At 49.9% G+C, this 18,891-nt stretch carries 24 protein-coding genes; 17 read left to right on the top strand and 7 right to left on the bottom strand.

Annotation, left to right across the window (positions count from 1 at the left end; translation table 11 throughout):
- The first annotated feature begins 67 nt into the window (after positions 1-67).
- On the top strand, positions 68-820 hold the full coding sequence (ubiE, locus tag Q0746_RS07895) for a bifunctional demethylmenaquinone methyltransferase/2-methoxy-6-polyprenyl-1,4-benzoquinol methylase UbiE (protein WP_298258967.1): 753 nt from the start codon (positions 68-70) through the stop codon (positions 818-820).
- Complete coding sequence (gene ubiB, locus Q0746_RS07890) at positions 821-2,353, top strand: 2-polyprenylphenol 6-hydroxylase (RefSeq protein WP_298258965.1); 1,533 nt, start codon at positions 821-823, stop codon at positions 2,351-2,353.
- Here the strand turns inward: ubiB and Q0746_RS07885 are convergent.
- Together Q0746_RS07885 and Q0746_RS07880 are read right to left on the bottom strand one after the other, a co-directional pair.
- Entirely contained in the window at positions 2,345-2,998 is a 654-nt protein-coding gene (locus Q0746_RS07885) for a flagellar hook capping FlgD N-terminal domain-containing protein (protein ID WP_298258963.1), read from the bottom strand. The two genes, ubiB and Q0746_RS07885, sit on opposite strands and share 9 nt — an antisense overlap.
- A gap of 10 nt (positions 2,999-3,008) precedes the next feature.
- A complete protein-coding gene (locus tag Q0746_RS07880; RefSeq protein WP_298258961.1) occupies positions 3,009-3,587 on the bottom strand; it encodes a flagellar hook-length control protein FliK in 579 nt (192 codons plus the stop codon).
- Positions 3,588-4,679: 1,092 nt separating this feature from the next.
- Between Q0746_RS07880 and Q0746_RS07875 the strand changes: the two genes are divergently transcribed.
- From Q0746_RS07875 to Q0746_RS07850, 6 genes are all read left to right on the top strand, one after another.
- A complete protein-coding gene (locus tag Q0746_RS07875) occupies positions 4,680-4,949 on the top strand; it encodes a rod-binding protein (protein ID WP_298258960.1) in 270 nt (89 codons plus the stop codon).
- A gap of 4 nt (positions 4,950-4,953) precedes the next feature.
- Positions 4,954-5,304, top strand: coding sequence for a hypothetical protein (locus Q0746_RS07870; protein ID WP_298258958.1), 351 nt, complete (start codon positions 4,954-4,956; stop codon positions 5,302-5,304).
- A gap of 200 nt (positions 5,305-5,504) precedes the next feature.
- The gene (locus tag Q0746_RS07865; protein ID WP_298258956.1) at positions 5,505-6,986 is read left to right on the top strand and encodes a flagellin; all 1,482 of its coding nucleotides are present in this window, start codon (positions 5,505-5,507) and stop codon (positions 6,984-6,986) included.
- 61 nt (positions 6,987-7,047) lie between these two features.
- Positions 7,048-7,416: a flagellar biosynthesis regulator FlaF gene (gene flaF, locus Q0746_RS07860; protein WP_363322748.1), complete on the top strand. Its 369-nt coding sequence runs from the start codon at positions 7,048-7,050 to the stop codon at positions 7,414-7,416.
- A gap of 3 nt (positions 7,417-7,419) precedes the next feature.
- Entirely contained in the window at positions 7,420-7,824 is a 405-nt protein-coding gene (flbT, locus tag Q0746_RS07855; RefSeq protein WP_298258954.1) for a flagellar biosynthesis repressor FlbT, read from the top strand.
- Entirely contained in the window at positions 7,821-8,627 is an 807-nt protein-coding gene (locus tag Q0746_RS07850) for a DUF1217 domain-containing protein (RefSeq protein ID WP_298258952.1), read from the top strand. Before flbT ends, Q0746_RS07850 begins: the two co-directional genes overlap by 4 nt.
- Positions 8,628-8,647: 20 nt before the next feature.
- Here the strand turns inward: Q0746_RS07850 and Q0746_RS07845 are convergent, their stop codons facing one another.
- A complete protein-coding gene (locus Q0746_RS07845) occupies positions 8,648-9,991 on the bottom strand; it encodes a FliI/YscN family ATPase (RefSeq protein ID WP_298258950.1) in 1,344 nt (447 codons plus the stop codon).
- Between the two features lie 59 nt (positions 9,992-10,050).
- On the opposite strand from Q0746_RS07845, the gene Q0746_RS07840 reads away from it, so the two are divergent.
- From Q0746_RS07840 to Q0746_RS07805, 9 genes are read left to right on the top strand one after another with little or no spacing between them, the layout of a single operon-like run.
- Entirely contained in the window at positions 10,051-10,467 is a 417-nt protein-coding gene (locus Q0746_RS07840) for a flagellar basal body protein (protein ID WP_298258948.1), read from the top strand.
- Between the two features lie 4 nt (positions 10,468-10,471).
- On the top strand, positions 10,472-10,864 hold the full coding sequence (flgC, locus tag Q0746_RS07835) for a flagellar basal body rod protein FlgC (protein WP_298258946.1): 393 nt from the start codon (positions 10,472-10,474) through the stop codon (positions 10,862-10,864).
- Positions 10,865-10,894: 30 nt separating this feature from the next.
- Positions 10,895-11,170: a flagellar hook-basal body complex protein FliE gene (fliE, locus tag Q0746_RS07830; RefSeq protein ID WP_298258944.1), complete on the top strand. Its 276-nt coding sequence runs from the start codon at positions 10,895-10,897 to the stop codon at positions 11,168-11,170.
- A gap of 2 nt (positions 11,171-11,172) precedes the next feature.
- Entirely contained in the window at positions 11,173-11,439 is a 267-nt protein-coding gene (locus tag Q0746_RS07825; RefSeq protein WP_298259708.1) for a flagellar biosynthetic protein FliQ, read from the top strand.
- Between the two features lie 2 nt (positions 11,440-11,441).
- Positions 11,442-12,161, top strand: a complete 720-nt coding sequence (locus Q0746_RS07820; protein ID WP_298258943.1) for a flagellar hook-basal body complex protein — start codon at positions 11,442-11,444, stop codon at positions 12,159-12,161.
- 15 nt (positions 12,162-12,176) lie between these two features.
- Complete coding sequence (gene flgG, locus Q0746_RS07815) at positions 12,177-12,962, top strand: flagellar basal-body rod protein FlgG (protein WP_298258941.1); 786 nt, start codon at positions 12,177-12,179, stop codon at positions 12,960-12,962.
- Positions 12,959-13,393: a flagellar basal body P-ring formation chaperone FlgA gene (gene flgA / locus Q0746_RS16705; protein ID WP_363322747.1), complete on the top strand. Its 435-nt coding sequence runs from the start codon at positions 12,959-12,961 to the stop codon at positions 13,391-13,393. The genes flgG and flgA overlap by 4 nt, the downstream gene beginning before the upstream one ends.
- Before the next feature lie 8 nt (positions 13,394-13,401).
- Entirely contained in the window at positions 13,402-14,145 is a 744-nt protein-coding gene (flgH, locus tag Q0746_RS07810) for a flagellar basal body L-ring protein FlgH (protein WP_298258939.1), read from the top strand.
- A gap of 9 nt (positions 14,146-14,154) precedes the next feature.
- On the top strand, positions 14,155-14,637 hold the full coding sequence (locus tag Q0746_RS07805) for a flagellar basal body-associated FliL family protein (RefSeq protein ID WP_298258937.1): 483 nt from the start codon (positions 14,155-14,157) through the stop codon (positions 14,635-14,637).
- Here the strand turns inward: Q0746_RS07805 and Q0746_RS07800 are convergent.
- The 4 genes from Q0746_RS07800 to flhA are packed head-to-tail and all read right to left on the bottom strand — an operon-like array spanning position 14,634 to position 18,881.
- Positions 14,634-14,963, bottom strand: coding sequence for a hypothetical protein (locus Q0746_RS07800; RefSeq protein ID WP_298258935.1), 330 nt, complete (start codon positions 14,961-14,963; stop codon positions 14,634-14,636). The genes Q0746_RS07805 and Q0746_RS07800 overlap by 4 nt on opposite strands.
- Positions 14,963-16,045, bottom strand: coding sequence for a flagellar type III secretion system protein FlhB (locus Q0746_RS07795; RefSeq protein WP_298258933.1), 1,083 nt, complete (start codon positions 16,043-16,045; stop codon positions 14,963-14,965). The genes Q0746_RS07800 and Q0746_RS07795 overlap by 1 nt, the downstream gene beginning before the upstream one ends.
- Complete coding sequence (locus tag Q0746_RS07790) at positions 16,045-16,818, bottom strand: flagellar biosynthetic protein FliR (RefSeq protein ID WP_298258931.1); 774 nt, start codon at positions 16,816-16,818, stop codon at positions 16,045-16,047. The genes Q0746_RS07795 and Q0746_RS07790 overlap by 1 nt, the downstream gene beginning before the upstream one ends.
- Positions 16,818-18,881, bottom strand: a complete 2,064-nt coding sequence (gene flhA / locus Q0746_RS07785; RefSeq protein WP_298258929.1) for a flagellar biosynthesis protein FlhA — start codon at positions 18,879-18,881, stop codon at positions 16,818-16,820. Before flhA ends, Q0746_RS07790 begins: the two co-directional genes overlap by 1 nt.
- Between the last annotated feature and the right edge of the window lie 10 nt (positions 18,882-18,891).

The following is an 18,891-nucleotide window of genomic DNA, read 5'->3' as shown; positions in this document are numbered from 1 at the left end:
GCGTCGCATTGTATCCGGTCTGTCTGAGCCTATAAGAAGGGTGAGAATGTAAGGACCGCAAGAACTGATGGCTGAAGATACGCAAAAAACGACCCGCTTCGGGTTTACCGATGTTCCAGAGGACCAAAAGGCTGGCATGGTGCATGGTGTGTTCACCAATGTGGCCTCTAAATACGATATCATGAACGATGTGATGTCGGTTGGGATTCACCGCATTTGGAAAGACGCCATGATGGACTGGCTTTCGCCACGTTCGGGCCAGCGTTTGTTGGACGTTGCGGGGGGCACGGGTGATGTGTCTTTCCGGTTTCTGGATCGTGCAGGCTCCGCTGAAGCTGTGGTTTTGGATATGACAGAATCAATGCTGGTCGAAGGGCGAAAGCGCGCAGAAGCTTCTTCTTTGGGGGATAGTCTTGATTGGGTCGTAGGCGATGCGATGGCATTGCCGTTCGAGGACAATAGCTTTGACGTCTACACCATCAGTTTTGGAATCCGAAACGTTACACGAATTCCTGATGCCTTGGCTGAGGCCTATCGTGTTCTTCGTCCTGGAGGGCGCTTGATGGTGTTGGAGTTTTCACAGCTTCCGAACCCAATGATGCAGAAGGCCTATGACCTTTATTCATTCAACGTCATTCCCAAGATGGGGCAGGTGATCGCGGGGGATAGCGAAAGCTACCAGTATTTAGTCGAGTCTATCCGTCAATTTCCAGATCAAGACACCTTTGCAGACATGATTCGTGTGGCGGGATTCGACAACGTAAGCTACCGGAACATGACGCTTGGTGTCGCTGCCCTTCATACGGGGTGGAAAATTTAAATGCGTGGACCCCATAATATTTGGCGTCTGATCCGTACCGGGGCGACTTTGGAGCGCGCAGGAGCGATGACAGTCGCGCTGGATGCCCTCGATGCGCCGCGATCGCTGCGAGTCGTTGCCAGAACTTTGGCGTGGCCATTTCGCTGGTTGGGGCTCAAAGGAGATCCGGAAATGCCTCCGGCGGTTCGCGCGTTAACTGCGTTGGGGCCTGCATATATTAAGTTCGGGCAAGTGCTGTCGACCCGCCCAGATGTGGTCGGCGATGAGTTGGCGTTGCAGCTTCGAGTTTTGCAAGATCGGTTGCCACCGTTTTCGACCGAGCAGGCAATCGCAACAGTCGAGGCAGAACTTGGGGCGCCGTTGGATGCGGTGTTCTCAGAGTTCTCTGATCCCGTAGCCGCCGCGTCTATCGCTCAGGTTCATAAAGCGAAGTTGAAAGATACTGGCCAAGAGGTGGCAGTTAAGATCCTGCGGCCGAACATTGAGAAAGCATTCCGGAAGGACATTGACGCCTTCTATTTTGCGGCGTCGATTGTAGAGCTGATATCCCCTGCGTCTCGGCGATTGCATCCAACTGAAGTTATCAAGCATTTCGATAGCGTGGTCAAAGGTGAGTTGGATCTTCGATTGGAGGCAGCCGCAGCAGGCGAATACGCGGCTAAAACCGTGAAAGATGCCGGATTCTCTGTGCCTCACACATATTTCTTCCACTCAGCAAAACGCGTTATGACGATGGAATGGGCAGAGGGTATTGCCTTTGGTGAAGTTGAGAAAATTGGTGCCGCCGGACATGATCGCAAAGCGTTGGGGCAACGTGTATTGCAGCTGTTTTTGAGGCAAGCTCTCAATGACGGATACTTCCATGCAGACATGCATCAAGGAAATCTAAAGGTCAGCGCGTCAGGTGAAATCATCGCCTATGATTTCGGCATCATGGGGCGCATCGATGAGTACACGCGAAGAGTGTATGCAGAAATACTCATCGGGTTTATTCGCAAAGATTATCGCCGCGTTGCGGAAGTTCACTTTGAAGCGGGCTATGTTCCGGCTGACCGCGATATCGACGAGTTTGCGCAAGCATTGCGCGCCGTTGGGGAGCCCATTTTCGGAATGAATGCGACGCAAATATCGATGGCCCATTTACTGGCCTATCTGTTTGAAGTCACCGAACGTTTCGGTATGGAGACGCGGACGGAGTTAATCTTGCTTCAACGCACAATGGTTGTTGTAGAGGGCGTCGCGCGCACGATGTATCCCGAAATAAACATTTGGCAGGTGGCCCAACCTGTTGTCGAGGATTACATCAAAGAGAACGTTGGTCCAAAAGCTCTGATCCGTGATTTGATCTCTACGGCGCAGGTTCTGGGACGCTTTGGCCCAAAACTTCCGCATTTGATGGAGGTCGCCTTGAACCAATCCGTCACCCCCAAAGATACGATACCTGCGACCAGAAAACTGGCCAATTTGGGAGGCTTTATCGCGGGCGTTGTAGTGACGGGGGTCGTCGTCTTTGCGTGGGCGGTGCTAGCGTAGCCCCGTAACAAGGGACGCGGGATAGATTTGACCGCCCTGGGTAACCACGACCGCGCTATTGTCGATGGTTCTGATCTCCGAAATACTAGTGAAAATGTCTGGTGTATGGGTGTCGAGCAGTTCGTCATTCGAAAAAGATTCGACTTCAAATGTATAAGTTCCATGGTCGAACGGTTGCCCGTTTGCTGCCACTCCAGCCCAGTTAATCGGGTCATCGGAAACGGGGATTTCCATGCGTTGAAGCTCACCCCCTTGGTCGTTTTTGACGACAAGTTCAGCTTTGGTTGCAAAGTTGGGTGGATTTGCAACAATTTCAATTGGCGCCCCCTCAAAGTGAGCCGGAGCTGCCATGCGGGCTTCCATTCCAACCCAACTGGCCATGTCTCCCATGCTTGAAGCAAGCAATTGCGAATTCAATGCGGCAAGGAGATCATTGGTTTTGACTTGTTGCTCCACCCCGGAAAAGGTTGCCAGTTGAGTTGCGAAGTCTTGCGAATCCAATGGGTTGAGAGGGTCTTGGTTCTCCATTTGCGCAGTTAACATGACCAAGAAAGTTTCGAAATCGGAGCTGAGAGCGCTGGGACCGCTCGCAGTTCCATTGTTCGCGGATTGTGAGGATGCTGTGTTATTCGAAATGGGGTCCATTTGATAATCCTTAGAACCGAAGGTCCAAGCGGGCCTCGCCGCCGGAAGCACTGGGAAGGGGGGACGTGGTCATCTCCGTTTGTGAGGCATCGATGTCCGCTGCGCCGGTCTGGCTTTGTTGAGAATGCTGACTGTCGTCATCTTCCTGTTGAAACGTGAATTCTGCACCCTCGTAGCCGATATCAGCGAAGTCGGTTTCCAGGCGATCAGAGTGACGACGCATAAGGTCAAGAACTTCGGGCTTCTCTGAAAAAATCGCGACATTCATGCTGCCATCTTTTCCCGACAAGACAATCCGAACACGCCCTAATTCTTCTGGGTCTAGACGGATTTCGATGCTTTGACCGCCTTCAGACTTAAGAGCGGCGCTGATCTGGGCGCTCACCTGCTCGGCGACTTGCGGGCTGGACGCAGTGGAAGGAGCCGCAGCTTGTGGTGATACAGGCTTGCTGAGGGCAGGATTCGTCATCTGAGCCGAGGGCAATTCGACCTCCATCAAGGCTGGAAGCGAGGTTTCAGTTGCCGGGTTCAATGCGGTAGGCGAAATCACCTGTGCAGTCGCTGTAGGGGGGGCTACTTCAGTCGCCATTTTGGACGCGCGAGCCGGTTCATGTGGTCTGGACAAAGGAGGCTCGGTGAATGGTTCGTGTAAAGTTTGTGGTGACACGGCAAGCCTATTTTGATCGGCTGAAACTGCCGTAGACTGAGCAGAAGCTGGCTGGGGCACCGTCGCCGCGCTGGGGGATTGGACCACAGACTCTTTGGTGATTTGGGCCGTCGCTTGAGATGGAGCAACTGCAGTTTGTGGTAGTTGAGTATTCTCTTTTGACGCTAGGTCAGGATGATTCGTATGTGAAGTAGCTGAATCCAACCTCTTTGGCTCTGCCATGGAGATGGCGGGAGTTGGACTTGGCTGTTGATTTGGCAATCTCACTGCATCAAGGGGGGCTTGGGCATTTTCTGGTGTCTTAAGCGTGGGAGCAGGGGAGGGATTCGCGATATCCATTGGAGCGCCTAAAACTTGCACGCGCTCCGTCGGGATTTCGGGTGTTGGTATGATCGGTCCAACTGACGCGTAGGTATCATCTTGATCAGCAGTCACTGGCGCAGGTTCATCCGAGGATGCAGGAGAAAGTGTGGCGACTTTCGGTTGCTCCTCCTGCGCCGACGCTGTCTCGTCTACCAGCACTGACCGCGTAGCTGGCTGGACAGCCAGTGAATCTGGTGGAACCTCCGGTGAATTTTGACGTACGGCTACCTTAGCAGGTTCTTCAATGAAATGTGATGGTATGAAGGGCCGTTGCACACTGCTGGGAAACTGGCTCGTTTCAACCCCCGTGTTATTACCTTCGATTTCAAGAACAATAGCGGGTTCCCCTTCGTCGGGCGATCTTATCGCTGTTCTTGGCGGAACAGTGTTTTCGGACTTTTGCTCCGGCGTCGCAAATAGTTTCAAAAAAGACTCCCCTGTGATGTCCGCGATCGCCTCGCCTTCGAGACCATCTGCGGCCTGCTCAGGCAGTTGCCCGCTCGCGTGTGCGGAGGAAGATTGTGAAAGGATTACAGACATCATTCGTGCACTCTCGATTATCTCAGGGAGTTTATGTCACCTATGAGTTACTCAATCTTTACCACTGCCAATTTATTTCTATCTGAGAATTAATTTTAGGAGACATGTCTAATGATTGGGAATGATTTGACCGTCGGTGGGGCGGTAGGAAAGCGCATCGAAAATCAAAGTCAGGAAGTTGCGAGAAATTTGGAGAGAGCATTTATTTCCGAAATGCTTTCCTTTGTGGGGATGGATGCGGTTTCCGGAAAATTCGGAGGGGGGGACGGGGAAGCTCAATTTCAGTCGTTTCTTAGAGATGAATATGCGCAACTGATAGCGGAGCAAGGTGGGCTTGGTTTGGCTAAGCACTTTGAAGACAGTCTCAGATCCCGGGAATAGACGCATGTTCAAACGAAAATCCCCTGCCAGAGAATTGCTCATGCTCCTGAAGCAAGAGCGCGTCGCGTTGACCTTAGGGAAAATAGACGAGCTGAACGAAATATTGTCGAAGAAGGAAACGGCCTTGAAAAATATTTCCGATCTCAAAGAAAGTATTCACCCAGAAATTTTACAAGAGATATCTGAAAATTTTGCGTTCAATCAGATGCTGAATGCTTCAGCGCAACGTGGTCTGTCTGCAGCAATTAGCAATCTAAACATTATACGGAACCCAGAAGCGTTGCTCGACACCTATGACGTGGACGGGCGCGTCAAGAGCAAGCCTTTTGCGAGCACCAATGAAAAACGTGTCTAGTCGTTGATATGTAAAAATCTACAGACAGTTGCTCTCCCGTTTAGCGAACTCTTAGGAATTCTGGGGTCAATTCGACAGGCATCCTGCGATTGGGGTGGCGCACGTTTGAAAAAATCAAACCGGCAAATGTCATAACGGCTCTTGGGTCACTTCGAGTGACGATATCTCGACGCTGAACGCGTCGTATATGAGGAAAAGCAATGTCCAGCATTCTAACAAACAATGGCGCAATGGTTGCGCTACAAACACTTAAGTCCATCAACTCAAATCTGTTGCAAACGCAATCCGAGATTTCCACCGGTAAATCTGTGGCGTCTGCGAAAGACAATTCCGCACTTTGGGCGATCTCTAAAGTTATGGAATCTGACGTAAAAGGGTTCAATGCGATCTCTGAAAGCCTGTCTCTGGGTGAGTCCACAGTTGCCGTTGCCCGTCAAGGTGCGGAAACAGTCACTGATCTGCTAACACAAATTAAAGGGAAGGTCGTCTCGTCGCAGGAAGAAAACGTTGATCGGGAGAAAATCCAAACAGACATTGACGCTCTGACCTCTCAGATCAAGTCGGTGGTTGGTGCTGCACAGTTCAACGGGTTGAACATGCTGCAGGGAACTGACTCTGTTGACATTCTTTCTTCCCTGGACCGGTTGTCCGATGGGTCGGTATCGGCTTCCAATATCTCTATTTCCCGTGCGGATCTATCCGAGGGTGCAGGAACATACGGAACAGGTGCGTCGCTTACTGCAAACTCAACTGCTTCTGCGGGCCCAATTGCGAATGTGGGGAATACCGAGGCTATTACCTTTGCCAATAGTGCCGACATGTCAGGCGATGATTTCCAGATTACCATCGGAGATTCGACGCTGAATTTCGCAGCAGGATCATTCCTTGCGACTGATACCGAAGAACTCGCCATTGATCAGATTGCTGGTGCAATTAACGCTTTGGGTCTTGAAGGTGTCAGTGCTGCGAGAAACGGCAGTGACCTCGAGGTGACGTCTACCAGAGCGTTCGAAGATGTAGAGCTAGCATTCACAGGATCACCGGTATCTGATGGAACTGCGACAATCGCAGAACGATCTGAAAGTGTGACATTCTCGGCAGTCGCCAAAGTCAACGCGGGTGACGGTTATAGGGTTACACTTGGCTCTGATGTCGCAACCTACATCGCTGGCGAAGGCGAGACATTTGAGGATGTCGCGAATGGCTTGAAAGCCGCGGTTGATTCCGCAGGTATTGACGGGATTACCACCCGTGTCACGACAAACTCTAATGGAGAGCAGGTACTGAAGATTGATAACGACAGTGCTACCGCGATTACAACGTTTACAGCTGTGGGCGCGCAAGGCGGTGAAGCTTCAGGGGGACTATTTGGTCTCGGGAATATTGACGTTACTAACAATCAAGGCGCTGAAGCAGCTCTAGGTAACGTAGAAGTTTTGATCCAAAACTCCATCGATGCGGCCGCTGAGTTTGGTTCTGCACAGGGGCGAATCGAAACCCAGTCTGAGTTTGTAGATAAGCTGACGGACTCTCTTAAGTCCGGTATTGGCACGCTCGTAGATGCTGACATGGAAGAAACCTCGGCTCGTTTGCAGGCCCTTCAGGTTCAGCAGCAACTGGGTGTGCAAGCCTTGTCTATTGCCAACCAAGCACCTCAGAGCATCTTGTCGCTCTTCCGGTAATGATCTCCGTGTGGAGCGCCTAGCGGCGCTCCACATATATAGTCAAAGGTAAGGTGTGAAGATGAATGCTACGACGAATGCAATGGCCGCTTACGGCCGTACGAGTACCCCTACGAAAACAGATCGAGGAATTGAGTTCGAAGTATTTGCGGAAGTCACACGAACAATTGCTGCTTCGACGCAATCAGGAAAGATCAATTTTCCGAAACTGGCATCAGCGTTGCATGTGAACAGGCGGCTTTGGATAGCGCTAGCGACAGACGTCCTTGATGTGAAAAACGAACTGTCACCAAATCTTCGCGCTCAAATATTCTATCTATCTGAGTTCGTAAACGATCACACACGCAAAGTTCTGAAGGGAAATGCAAACAGTGACGTTCTACGAGAAATCAACTTGTCCGTTATGCGTGGGCTAAATTTTGGGAGCTAATGTATGACCGGACTTGTTTTGAAAATGGGCCCAAAGGAACGAATTCTCATCAATGGTGTTGTCGTTGAGAACGGAGAACGAAGAGGGCGAGTAAACATTCTAACACCGAATGCCAACATTTTGCGTTTAAAGGACGCGATTCACCCTGATGAAGCGACTACTCCTGTACGTCGGGTGTGCTATATTCTGCAGTTGATTCTTTCAGGAGATGCCGAACTGAGCGATGGCAAGCGTCAAGTTCTTCGCGGAATTGAACAGCTGAGCCATGCGTTTTGGGATGCCGATAGTCGCAAGATACTAGATACCGCGACTGACTATGTCATCAAACAGCAGTTCTATCCTGGTTTGAAGTCATTGCGATCCTTGTTGCCCCGTGAGGCTAGGTTGATGAGTTCGGCTGAAAAATGACATATGTACCTGTGGTTCCTCAAACAGGGCTCTTGGGGTGGAATTTCTTGTCCCGAAGCTTGGATGTGCAGCAAAAAAACTTCAATGAATCGGGTGTGGTGAGTCGTGAAGTAGCGGCCTTCAGGGAGAGAATTTCCGACATACGAACCGCTGAAGATCTCGTAAATGATCGTGAGTTACTATCTGTTTCGCTAACCGCATTCGGACTGGAGGAAGACATAGATAACAGATTTTTCATCAAGAAAATCCTATCAGATGGCTCTCTGTCGCCTGATGCATTGGCTAACAAATTTTCCGACAGCCGATACTTGGCATTGACCAAAGCATTTGGATTTGGAGACTTTGACACGCCTCGAACTCAGTTAAGTTATTTCCCTGATGAAATAATATCCGCGTATACAGAGCGTAGTTTTGAAATCGCTGTTGGTGAGCAAGACGAAGACATGAGAATGGCACTTTCTCTTAGTAGGGAAGTTTCTGCGGTTATTTCTTCTGGTGGCAGTGATGATACTCAATGGTACAAAGTTCTAGGTAATGCGCCGCTCAAACTGATGTTTGAGGAGGCATTGTTTTTGCCATCCGAGTTTGGTTCTGTTGCGATAGATAAACAAGTCGACATTTTGAAGGACGCTACTCAGTCAATTTTTGGAAAATCAAGTTTCGATGTGTTTCATGATACAGATAACATAGACAAACTAAGAACTAGATTTTTGTTGGCGTCTCAAATGAATAACCAACAACCTGTAGTTGGAGCATCTGCTGCGTTGAGTCTTTTGCAAAATAGAATCAGCTTTCAGTTCTAAGGAAAACGCAATTACCTGACTTAGTCACGATTGCGATCCTCAAACTCGTCACTATTTTTCACGCAATTTTCTAGAAGGGAAAATGCATCTTCAATGGACGGGAGCGACCTGTTTGCCAAAAAGGCTTCGATCTTGGGCATGGTTGATATCGCATGATCGATCGCTTGGTCTGCGCCTAAGTTATACAGTCCAGCCTTGATCATGACTTTCGAGTTCTCATAAGTACTTATTGTTGATCGGGTTCGGGATAGAATGCCGAGTTCATCCTCGGTTGCTGCGTCGGGTAAGCTGCGTGAAACTGACTTTGAGACATCAATGGCCGGAAACCGGCCTCGTTCGGCAATTTCACGATTTAGGATCACGTGACCATCTAGCACTCCCCTCATAGTGTCTGCGATTGGTCCTTCCATATCTGACCCCTGAACCAACACTGAAAAAATTGCTGTAATATCCCCCGCCCCTGGTCCCCCTGGCCCTGCTCTTTCGCTGAGCGACATTAGCTCATGTGTCGTTGAAGGCGGAAACCCTAACAAGCTGGCAGATTCCCCCGATGACAACGCGATCTCTCGATGGGCTTCAGCAAAGCGTGTGACCGAGTCTGTCAGCAAAAGAACATGCGATCCTTGTTCTCGAAAAAACTCGGCTACGGCCAAACCTACCCACGCAGCGCGTCGCCGGGCCATAGCAGATTGATCGGAAGTAGCGGCAACAACGACGGACCGTTTTAACCCCTCTGGGCCAAGGGTGTCGTCAATAAAATCGCGTAACTCGCGACCTCGCTCACCGATCAAATTTATAACCACAACATCTGCTTCAGCACCTTTGGCTAAGTCCGAGAGCAATGTTGACTTTCCCACGCCCGAGCCGGCAAAGACACCAAGCCGCTGGCCCCTAACCAAGGGTAAAAGTGTATCGATCGCTGCGATCCCTGTACAAATGCGAGCTCCGAGACGCTTTCTCGTCGCAGGCTCCGGCGGGCGCGCTTTAAGCGGAACTTCTTGAGGCCCATTGGTCAACGGTCTACCGTCCAACGGGCGCAAAAATGGATCAATCACTCTGCCCAGCCAGCTGAAGTCGGGCATAATCGGGATCGGCCCTTGGTGAGAGACACGATCATTGACGGCGATTCTCTCAGCGCCACTTTCAGCGAGAACGCTCACCGTGCTCTTTCCGAGTGTCAGTATCTCTCCAAGTATTGGAGGTCCAGATTTTGGGTGGAGGGACACCATATCCCCGATGTGGCCAACTTTCGAGAGGCCGCAAACCTGAACTATCCCAGATGAAATCGAGGTAACTGATCCATCTAAGGTGACACGAGGAACCTTCTTAATTTCAGATATGAGTTGGTTAAAACTTTGATTCATTTTTAGCCCTCTTCGTTTCGATTACTTTTTCTAAAGGAATCACTCTTAAGACAATGTGTATGAAGTTGATGGGAGAAGCCCTGATGTTTGAGAATATACCATTATTGAAGGCGTCCGGCTTAATGGCTAAGCACGCTTCACTACGCCAGCGGGTGATTTCGGAAAATATAGCGAACTCTGACACGCCCAATTATGCGCCACGTGACATTCCAAAATTTGGCGACGTCGTTCGTTCTCAGGCGTTTTCCAATTTCGGCGAAACGCGTCGTGAAGGGCATTTCGATTTTGCCGAATTAAATAAATCCTATGAAGCTGTCGAAAGTAAAGACTTTGAGGTCAAGCCGAATGGAAACAGTGTTTCAATTGAGATCGAAGTGACAAAATCTATTGAGGTAGAGCGTCAGCATTCACAAGCTTTGGCGATTTACCAACATTCAATCGACTTGTTGAAATCATCCATTGGCCGCGGAAGATAACTAAATGAACAGTTTATCCGAAAGTCTCAAAATTTCTGCAAGTGGTATGCGGGCGCATTCTTCGCGATTGCGTCTTACATCCGAAAACTTGGCGAATTCAGATACCCCGGGATACCGACGGAAAACATCATCCTTTGAACAAGTTTTCGAAGGTGGCAGAAGCAACGGACTGGTCCGAAAGGGAGATACTCGCTTGGATCAATCAGACTTGCCAAAGTCTTTTGATCCTTCGCATCCAATGGCTGATGATGCGGGTTATGTTCAGGGGTCAAACGTCAACTTAATGATAGAAATTGCGGATGCTCGTGAAGCACAGCGAAGTTACGAAGCAAATCTTAAAATGTTTGAGCAGTCGCGAAAAATGTCGACGGCTTTATTGGGATTGCTGCGGCGCTAATACTTAAATTTAACAGAAGGACGTTCCAGAATGGATATCTCCACAACTCTCGCGCAAAAAGCTTATGGCGCAGCAAAACCAGCGACTCAACCGTCTCCGGAATCACTGATCGGCTCGGCGTCCCAGCAGTTTATGGATGTGGTTTCTAAGGGCGAAGAGGTCGCAATGGCTTCCATCTCCGGAGGAGCGGATCCTCATCAACTTGTAGAGGCGTTGACCCAGTCGGAGTTGGCAATTCAAACCGCAGTGAGCGTTCGAGACAAGGTTGTCGAAGCTTATCAAGAAATATTGAGAATGCCAGTATAGTGCTGAGCGAAGCTGAATTTTTTGATGTTCTTCGTCATGGGCTTTGGGTTGCTGTTGTCGTGTCCGGGCCGATATTGGCAGTCGCACTTGCCGTGGGACTTCTTGTCGGCCTGTTTCAAGCGCTAACCTCGATCCAAGAAATGACTCTTACATTTGTACCCAAAGTGGGAGCCATCCTTGCGACCTTTTGGGTCTCGATGAGCTTCATGACGCGACATCTTACGATTTTTTGGTCGGATACGATCATTCCAGCAATCATCGGGAGCTAGGCATGAGCAACACCGTATATACAACGTTAACGCGCCAGTCTGGTTTGATGAACGAAATGCGTATGGTTGCGAATAACATTGCCAATCTCGCGACGACCGGGTTTCGCTCCGAAACGGCGATTTTTTCGGAATACATTGTGCCCTTGGGGGGGGATCAGGGCAGCGTTTCTATGGCGCGCGCGAATGCCCATTCAACCAACCTACAGCAGGGGGTGTTGACCAAAACTGGCGGGACATTTGATCTTGGTCTCAACGGAGAGGGGTTTTTTCAGATAGAAACTCCCGCCGGCATACGTCTTACAAGGGCTGGATCGTTTTCACCAAATGTGAACGGTGAGCTGGAGTCGCCCGAAGGTTATAGGCTTTTGGACGTCGGTGGCGCACCTGTCGTGACTCCGCTCGATGCGGATCAGATCAGTATTTCTGCGGACGGCACGATGTCTGCAGAAGGGAATCCCCTTGCGCAGATCGGAATGGTCGTTCCCGCAAACCCGACGGATATGGTTCGGGAGGACGGGGTCAGATTCAAAACGGATTCTGAACTTCTTCCGGCAGATGGTGCGACCGTTAGTCAGGGATTTTTGGAGTCATCCAATGTCGAAGCAGTGCAGCAAATTGCTAGGATGATTGAAGTTCAAAGATCCTACGAGATGGGACAATCCTTTTTGGAAAAAGAAGATGAACGCCTGCGCTCGATCATGGCGCTGGTTGGCGGTAGGTAACAAGAGGATGAAGCTATGAATGCTCTCAAAATTGCGGCCACAGGGATGGCTGCGCAACAAACACGTGTGGATGTGATTTCGAATAACCTCGCGAATATGTCGACCACGGGCTACAATGCCCGTCGAGCGGAGTTCGCCGACCTTCATTATCAACAGCTTACGCGTGCAGGAAGTATCAATGCATCGGATGGCACATTGGTTCCGGCCGGAATTCAGATGGGTCTTGGTGTCAGGCCCACTGCCGTTTCCGTGAATGTCGAACAAGGTGCATTGTCGCGTACTGGCGGGGATCTCGATATCGCGATTGAAGGGCGAGGTTACTTGGAAGTTACCTTGCCATCTGGCACGGCGGCCTACACGCGAGATGGCGGTTTGAAGCGCACCGGAGACGGGCTTTTGGTCACGTCGGACGGTTTTCCCGTGGTTCCCAATATCACCATACCTGAAGATGCACGTTCGATTTCGATCAATCCTGCAGGAGAAGTTTTCGCCTATTTCATTGATCGGGTTGAGCCGGAACAGCTGGGTCAACTGACCATCGCGGGCTTTGCCAATGAGAAGGGCCTCGAAGCTATGGGGAGCAACTTATTCGTTGAGACCGGCGCATCGGGAAGCGCTGTTGTCGGGACTGCAGGAGAAAACGGTCTGGGAAGTTTCCGCCACGGATACTTGGAAGATTCTTCCGTTGATGCTGTTCGCGAAGTTACTGAACTCATTGAAGCGCAACGGGGCTACGAGTTGAACGCCAAAGTGATCACTGCGGCTGATCAGATGCTCAGCGCCACGACGCAGATCCGATGAGGCGAGCCTTTAATCTTCAGTTGAGTTTGCTTGTGTGGGCAGTCATCAGTGGTCCAGTTGCTGCACAAACTTTGGTTCCGTCTCAAACGCTCAGACCCGGGCATTTAGTCACTGCGACAGACGTAATGGTTTCTGAAGCGGGGCATGGAGCGTTCACAAAGGTTTCTCAAGTTGTAGGGTTGGAAGTTCAGCGTGTGTTGTATCGTGGGCGTCCGATCCAAGCAGGTGATTTAGGGGCGGCGGCGGTTGTACAAAGAAACCAAATTGTAACGCTTATCTTCCAGACTGGAGCGATCAGTATAGCCACTGAAGGGCGCTCTTTGGGTCGGGGCGCGGTCGGAGACAAGTTGAGAGTTCTTAACCTTGCTTCAAAAAATACAGTCGTAGGGCGTGTCAGTGAAACTGGTGACATCTTGGTCAACCAAGAATAGGGCAAATTATGAAAATCAGCTCGATACCTGCTAAGGGGCAACTGCTTGTCCTACTTGCAATTTGTGTGTCATGCGGTCGCTTGGAGTCTGTAGGCAAAGCGCCAGAGACAAGTCCGATTGTGAACACCAACGAGCATTATGCGATGATGCGAACACCAATACCCAAAGCCACCGAAATTGTTCTACCAACCGATAGTGCATCACTATGGGAGTCAGGCAGAAGTTCACTATTGGGAAACCAACGAGCCGAGCAACCAGGTGACATTGTGACAGTGGTGGTCGAGATCGATGAACGCGCAGAGATATCAAATAGTACGTCGCGTGGCCGCTCTGGGTCGGAAAGTATGGCGATTCCCTCTCTTCTCGGAATTCCTCAGCGTATCAATGATGCTCTTCCCGAAGGGGCTTCCCTAGACCAAGCGGTATCTACGAATTCCTCCAGTTCTTCATCTGGTGACGGTTCGGTACGAAGGAACGAGAAATTCTCTATCCGAGTAGCAGCAACGGTCGTTGATGTATTGCAAAATGGAGTGCTGAGCATTCAGGGATCACAAGAGGTAAAAGTTAACTTTGAACTGCGCGAATTGTTAGTGAGTGGATACGTCCGCCCCGAAGATATCAACCGAAAGAACGAAGTTTCATATGATCGCATTGCATCAGCGCGGATATCTTATGGTGGACGTGGCCAGATTACCGATGTTCAGCAACCTAGGTATGGGCAGCAGATTGCCGATATTGTGTTGCCTTTTTAGGATGTTACGATGGGTGTAGTCGTTCCTTTAGTGTTGGTCGTGGTTGGGGTCGGTGCCGGAATTGGCGCTGGAATAGCTCTGCGACCTGTCCCCGCGGAGCCGGAGGTTTCTGTTGATGAAAATGCTGAACAGAATGCCGAAGCTGCCGCTGAAGAGGTGCCGGATGTTGAGCTCAACTACGTTAAAATTAATAATCAATTTGTCGTCCCAGTGATCAAAGATGATCGTGTATCGGCGTTGGTCGTCCTATCCCTAAGTCTTGAAGTTCCCGCATCTGAGACAAGTGCTATCTATGACCGCGAACCCAAACTTCGAGATGCGTTTCTTCAAGTGCTTTTTGATCACGCATACATTGGGGGATTTGACGGGGTCTACACTGCGCCCACCGTTATGGAAACATTGAAAAAAGCTCTACTGGAAACTGCTCAAAAAGTTGCTGGGGAAAACATTTCAGATATTCTGATTACAGATATCATTCGCCAAGACGTTTAGTTTTTCATTTCTGTGATTATGGCTCGCAGCGCTTCCAAGCGCCCAAAGGAGACTGCGAGCATTTGTTTTGCCTCATCGATCTCAGGTGCGAGGTCGTAGATCATTCGCTTGAGTCTTATGACTTCTTGTGCGCGCCACTCATTGTGGCGATTCAGATTTTGCGCAAACTCGATACGTGTCAGCACTCCCTCCTTTTGTGGAATGGGGGCTTCTAAGCCGTTAATCAGTTTCTGTAACTCAGAAACCTGATCGTGCAACTTGGCCAAACGCGCTTGATCCATTTGATACACCGCATCTAGTGCCGGAATGAGTTCTTCTTCATTCATCAGATTTGCTTTGCCTTAGAATTTATTGATTGAGCAAATCGAATGGCAGCCGCGACGGCTTTGTAGTCGTCTGGCCATATTTCCTGACCCACATCTATTCGTGCGAACAAGGAGCGCGCAGTTGGGGGGTCGCGGTGAATCGGAACAGAGAATTCAGCGGCGGTTTCTCGAATACGCATAGCTATCTCATCCGTTCCTTTGGCAACACAAATGGGAGCGCTTGCGGATAGCGGGTCCCATTTCAATGCGACGGCGTAATGAGTGGGGTTAACGATCACGACTGCGGCCTCAGGAACATCGGCAAGCATTTGATTCATAGCGATTTCATATCCCCGTTGCCGCCGCGCTTGTTTGTTGTGAGGATCCCCTTCAGCTTCTTTACTCTCGTCCTCTACTTCTTTTCGGGACATTTTATTTTTCCGCAAGTGCTCTGCGAGCTGCCATAGGTAGTCGATACCGCCTATGGCAACTGAAATGACTAGGATAATAGTAAGAAAAGAAAGAATGTTGTTTCCAAGAGATGCGGTCAGTTGACGTGGTTCTAACCCAATTATCTGAAGCATTTCAGGAAGGCTGGAACGAATAAACCAAAACATCACCAATCCCACGATAACCAGTTTTACAACTGATTTTGCGAACTCAAACAGCCCAGAACTCCCAAATTTGTTTTTCACGGATGTGATTGGTGAAATTTTGCTTAGCTTCGGTGCCAATTTCGACGGAGCAAATGTGATCGCCTGTTGCGAAATCAAGCTGAGGAGGACGGCGAGCGCAGGAACAGCAAAGAAAGGGATGAGAGTTGCCACACTTACAGACCCTATAACTCTGGAGATACTTGCTAATTCAATTGCGCCTTCTTGTGAAACGAAGGCGGTGGGGTCCGCAATGAACCGGCTCAACTTGGAGGACGCGCCTAAGATTGATGTTGGCCCCAAAATAGTCAGAGCCAAGATAAGTCCAAGGTAGGCGGCAGACGCTGACAAATCGGTGGACTTGGGTATTTGCCCCTTCTTTCGCGCATCTAGAAGCTTTTTGGGCGTAGGTTCATGTGTTTTTTCACCTGTGTCTGATGCCTCCGACATTAGAATCCAGCTCCTGCTGGGCTCGTGATCCAAGCAAAGCTTCGCCCCCAGACCGTAAGAATGATTGGAGAGGACACCAACAGAAGCGCCAATCCACCAAAGCTTATGGCAGGCGCCCCTACAAGTGCTACCATTAACTGCGGCATCGCCTTGTTGATCGCGCCAAGGCCTAAGTTATAGATGAGTGAGGCCAAGACAAACGGTCCGGCGAGCGTAAAACCCAATCCAAAAATATATGTCACTTTTGTCATTGCCCATTCTGCTGAAGCCCCAGTCATGGGCCAATTTCCCACAGGAAAGCTAAGATACGAGCTGTGCAACAATTCGATAATCCGAATGTGGAGGCCCAACAGGGTAGCCAAGCAAAGCCCAGAAACAACAAGTAATGTACTGAACGCGGGTTGTGGGTCGGCCCCTAGTCCACCACCAAAAAACTGGGACAAAGAAGTCGATTGAGCGGCAATTGTACCTGCAATTTGAAGCACAAAAACCATCATTCGGAAAGTAAACCCGATAAGCAATCCGGATACGACCTCGGGGCCAATCAGGGGGATCCATGCCTTCAATGTCGTGACATGCTCAATATCCGACCAAACTAGCGGAGTTAGAACGATTGAAAACGCGATCGTCGCTGATATTTTTACACGTGCGGGAACGACTTGTTCCCCAAATGCAGGAAGCAAGGCCATCGCGGCGCCAACACGGAAAAATACTAGTGAGACAATCCAGACGTAATCCTCCCAAAATGTGAATGATGAGGCGATTAGATGCATTAGGCGGGAACCACGCCCACAATGGCGGGACGGCTGTCCTGCGCTATTTCTTCATATGACAAAATGGAAGTTTTTATGCCGCGACTTGAGAGGAGTAGATGCAAAAATCGCCGACGTTGACCCGATGTAACGACTGCTGGGAATACATTTGCGTCGTTCAAGTGAGATAGTTTCTGGGTCAAATTTTCAACCAATTTTGAGTATTCCTCTGGAGGTAACGCAACTCCAGATGGCTGGCTTTCGGGTGATGAATACTTGCTGAGAATATCTTCCCAGTCTTGAGAAAGTTGCAGCAATGGGAGTGAGCCGTCATCGCGCTCTATATCGCTAAATATTTGAGCACCCAGTCGCTGCCTGGTGTGTTCACATAGTGCCTCGGCGGTCGAATGAATTGATCTCCCCTCGGCGATACTTTCTAGAATTACTGGTAAATTTCTGATGGATACTTGCTCTTCCAACAACAGTCGCAACACCTGTAACAGCGTTTCAATGGAAACTTTCTCTGGAATGAGGTCGTCCAGAATTTTCTTGTTCGAGTCGCTTCGTTTAGAGTCCGAGAGGTTAGTGAACTCATCGAGTAACCGCTGCAAACTTCTTAAGCTCAGCAGGCGGGGGAAATTATTCTTAACGACTTCAAGAAGATGCGTGGCAAGGATTTCAGGTGGGGATACGACTGTGCACCCAGCCAATGCTGCTTCTTCCTTTCGCTTCCGGCCAATCCATTTGGCCGGCGCTCCATAGACCGGTTCTTTCACCGTTTCCCCCTCGATCGCGTTCGGATCATTCGAAGGCAGGAGGGCCAATACCGAATCAGGGTGTAAGCGGTCTTCTGCTTTGACGACGCCCTGAATGCGTATTCGATAGGTTCCTGATTTCAAGGAAGCGTCATCGGTCAATCGAATTTCAGGTAAAACCAAACCAAAACTCGTGGCAACATGGCTTCGCATGTTACCTATTCGGGTCTCCAAGCCTGTGGCTGGATCTAGTGCCATCATGACCAAATCTGGTGAAAACTCGACATGAATTTCATCAAGATCCAGAATGTCTCCCATCGATTTTTCGGGGACGCGGTCAATCGACACCGGTGCGACAGTTTCGGGGGTAAGATCAATTTTTCGTTTAAAGTGGTAGGCCGAAGCGAGCAAAACTATGGCTCCGAGAACGAATGGTGCGAATGGAAGGCCAGGAACCAAAGCGAAGAAAATCATAAGTACCCCGACGGTTGCTAAAGCGGCAGGGTGCCGACCGATCTGTTCCACCAACGCGATATCGGTCGCTCCGCTGGTACCACCTCTGGCCAATAGTAACGCTGTTGCAATGGAAATAATCACCGCGGGAATTTGAGTTACGAGCCCGTCTCCAACTGTAAGAATTGCGTAGGTTTCAAACGCCAAGCCCAAAGGCATTTCGTGTGAAGCAACGCCTATTATGAGGCCCATTACGAGGTTCAACATCGTGATAAGTAGTCCGGCTACAGCATCGCCTTTTACAAACTTCGACGCGCCATCGAGAGAGCCGAAGAAAGTCGTTTCTGCTTGCTCTCTTTCCCTTCTGGATTTGGCTTCATTGTGGTCGATAGCCCCTGCCGACATATCGCTATCAATGGCCAATTGCTTTCCCGGCATCCCATCTAACGCAAAACGAGCTCCGACCTCGGCCATGCGCGTTGCACCTTTGGTGATAACGATAAAGTTAACAATTAGGAGGACGCTAAAGACGACCAGGCCCAGATAGACGCTTCCTCCCATGACGAAGCTTGCAAACCCTTCTATGACGTTTCCCGCGGCACCGGTCCCAGTGTGGCCTTCGCCGATGATGAGTTTGGTTGATGAAATATTGAGAGAAAGGCGCAGCATCAGTGACGCCAAGAGAATTGTAGGAAACGCGGAAAAATCCAAAGGCCTTTCCAGGAACAATGTGGTTGTGAACATTAAGATTGCCAAGCCAAAGGAGGCAGCAAGACCTAGATCCAGAACCCATGAAGGCATGGGCAATATCATCATCACAATGATTGCCATGAGCGCAACTGCTAGGGCGACAGTGGGTTGCAGAAGTAGTTTCATGAAAAAGAGC

The organism is uncultured Litoreibacter sp., assembly GCF_947487515.1.
Taxonomy (GTDB): Bacteria; Pseudomonadota; Alphaproteobacteria; order Rhodobacterales; family Rhodobacteraceae; genus Litoreibacter.
This window is presented reverse-complemented; position numbering and strand designations above follow the sequence as displayed.

Excerpts from the sequence above, each read along its gene's own strand:
- Q0746_RS07870 (WP_298258958.1), top strand. The coding sequence starts at position 4,954 with ATGTTCAAACGAAAATCCCCTGCCAGAGAATTGCTCATGCTCCTGAAG.
- flgC (WP_298258946.1), top strand. The coding sequence starts at position 10,472 with ATGAACAGTTTATCCGAAAGTCTCAAAATTTCTGCAAGTGGTATGCGG.
- Q0746_RS07800 (WP_298258935.1), bottom strand. The coding sequence starts at position 14,963 with ATGAATGAAGAAGAACTCATTCCGGCACTAGATGCGGTGTATCAAATG.
- ubiE (WP_298258967.1), top strand. The coding sequence starts at position 68 with ATGGCTGAAGATACGCAAAAAACGACCCGCTTCGGGTTTACCGATGTT.
- Q0746_RS07865 (WP_298258956.1), top strand. The coding sequence starts at position 5,505 with ATGTCCAGCATTCTAACAAACAATGGCGCAATGGTTGCGCTACAAACA.
- Q0746_RS07790 (WP_298258931.1), bottom strand. The coding sequence starts at position 16,818 with ATGCATCTAATCGCCTCATCATTCACATTTTGGGAGGATTACGTCTGG.
- Q0746_RS07880 (WP_298258961.1), bottom strand. The coding sequence starts at position 3,587 with ATGGCGACTGAAGTAGCCCCCCCTACAGCGACTGCACAGGTGATTTCG.
- Q0746_RS07845 (WP_298258950.1), bottom strand. The coding sequence starts at position 9,991 with ATGAATCAAAGTTTTAACCAACTCATATCTGAAATTAAGAAGGTTCCT.
- flgA (WP_363322747.1), top strand. The coding sequence starts at position 12,959 with ATGAGGCGAGCCTTTAATCTTCAGTTGAGTTTGCTTGTGTGGGCAGTC.
- flbT (WP_298258954.1), top strand. The coding sequence starts at position 7,420 with ATGACCGGACTTGTTTTGAAAATGGGCCCAAAGGAACGAATTCTCATC.
- Q0746_RS07875 (WP_298258960.1), top strand. The coding sequence starts at position 4,680 with ATGATTGGGAATGATTTGACCGTCGGTGGGGCGGTAGGAAAGCGCATC.
- flgH (WP_298258939.1), top strand. The coding sequence starts at position 13,402 with ATGAAAATCAGCTCGATACCTGCTAAGGGGCAACTGCTTGTCCTACTT.
- flaF (WP_363322748.1), top strand. The coding sequence starts at position 7,048 with ATGAATGCTACGACGAATGCAATGGCCGCTTACGGCCGTACGAGTACC.
- Q0746_RS07850 (WP_298258952.1), top strand. The coding sequence starts at position 7,821 with ATGACATATGTACCTGTGGTTCCTCAAACAGGGCTCTTGGGGTGGAAT.
- ubiB (WP_298258965.1), top strand. The coding sequence starts at position 821 with ATGCGTGGACCCCATAATATTTGGCGTCTGATCCGTACCGGGGCGACT.
- Q0746_RS07820 (WP_298258943.1), top strand. The coding sequence starts at position 11,442 with ATGAGCAACACCGTATATACAACGTTAACGCGCCAGTCTGGTTTGATG.
- flgG (WP_298258941.1), top strand. The coding sequence starts at position 12,177 with ATGAATGCTCTCAAAATTGCGGCCACAGGGATGGCTGCGCAACAAACA.
- Q0746_RS07885 (WP_298258963.1), bottom strand. The coding sequence starts at position 2,998 with ATGGACCCCATTTCGAATAACACAGCATCCTCACAATCCGCGAACAAT.
- Q0746_RS07840 (WP_298258948.1), top strand. The coding sequence starts at position 10,051 with ATGAAGTTGATGGGAGAAGCCCTGATGTTTGAGAATATACCATTATTG.
- Q0746_RS07795 (WP_298258933.1), bottom strand. The coding sequence starts at position 16,045 with ATGTCGGAGGCATCAGACACAGGTGAAAAAACACATGAACCTACGCCC.
- flhA (WP_298258929.1), bottom strand. The coding sequence starts at position 18,881 with ATGAAACTACTTCTGCAACCCACTGTCGCCCTAGCAGTTGCGCTCATG.
- fliE (WP_298258944.1), top strand. The coding sequence starts at position 10,895 with ATGGATATCTCCACAACTCTCGCGCAAAAAGCTTATGGCGCAGCAAAA.
- Q0746_RS07805 (WP_298258937.1), top strand. The coding sequence starts at position 14,155 with ATGGGTGTAGTCGTTCCTTTAGTGTTGGTCGTGGTTGGGGTCGGTGCC.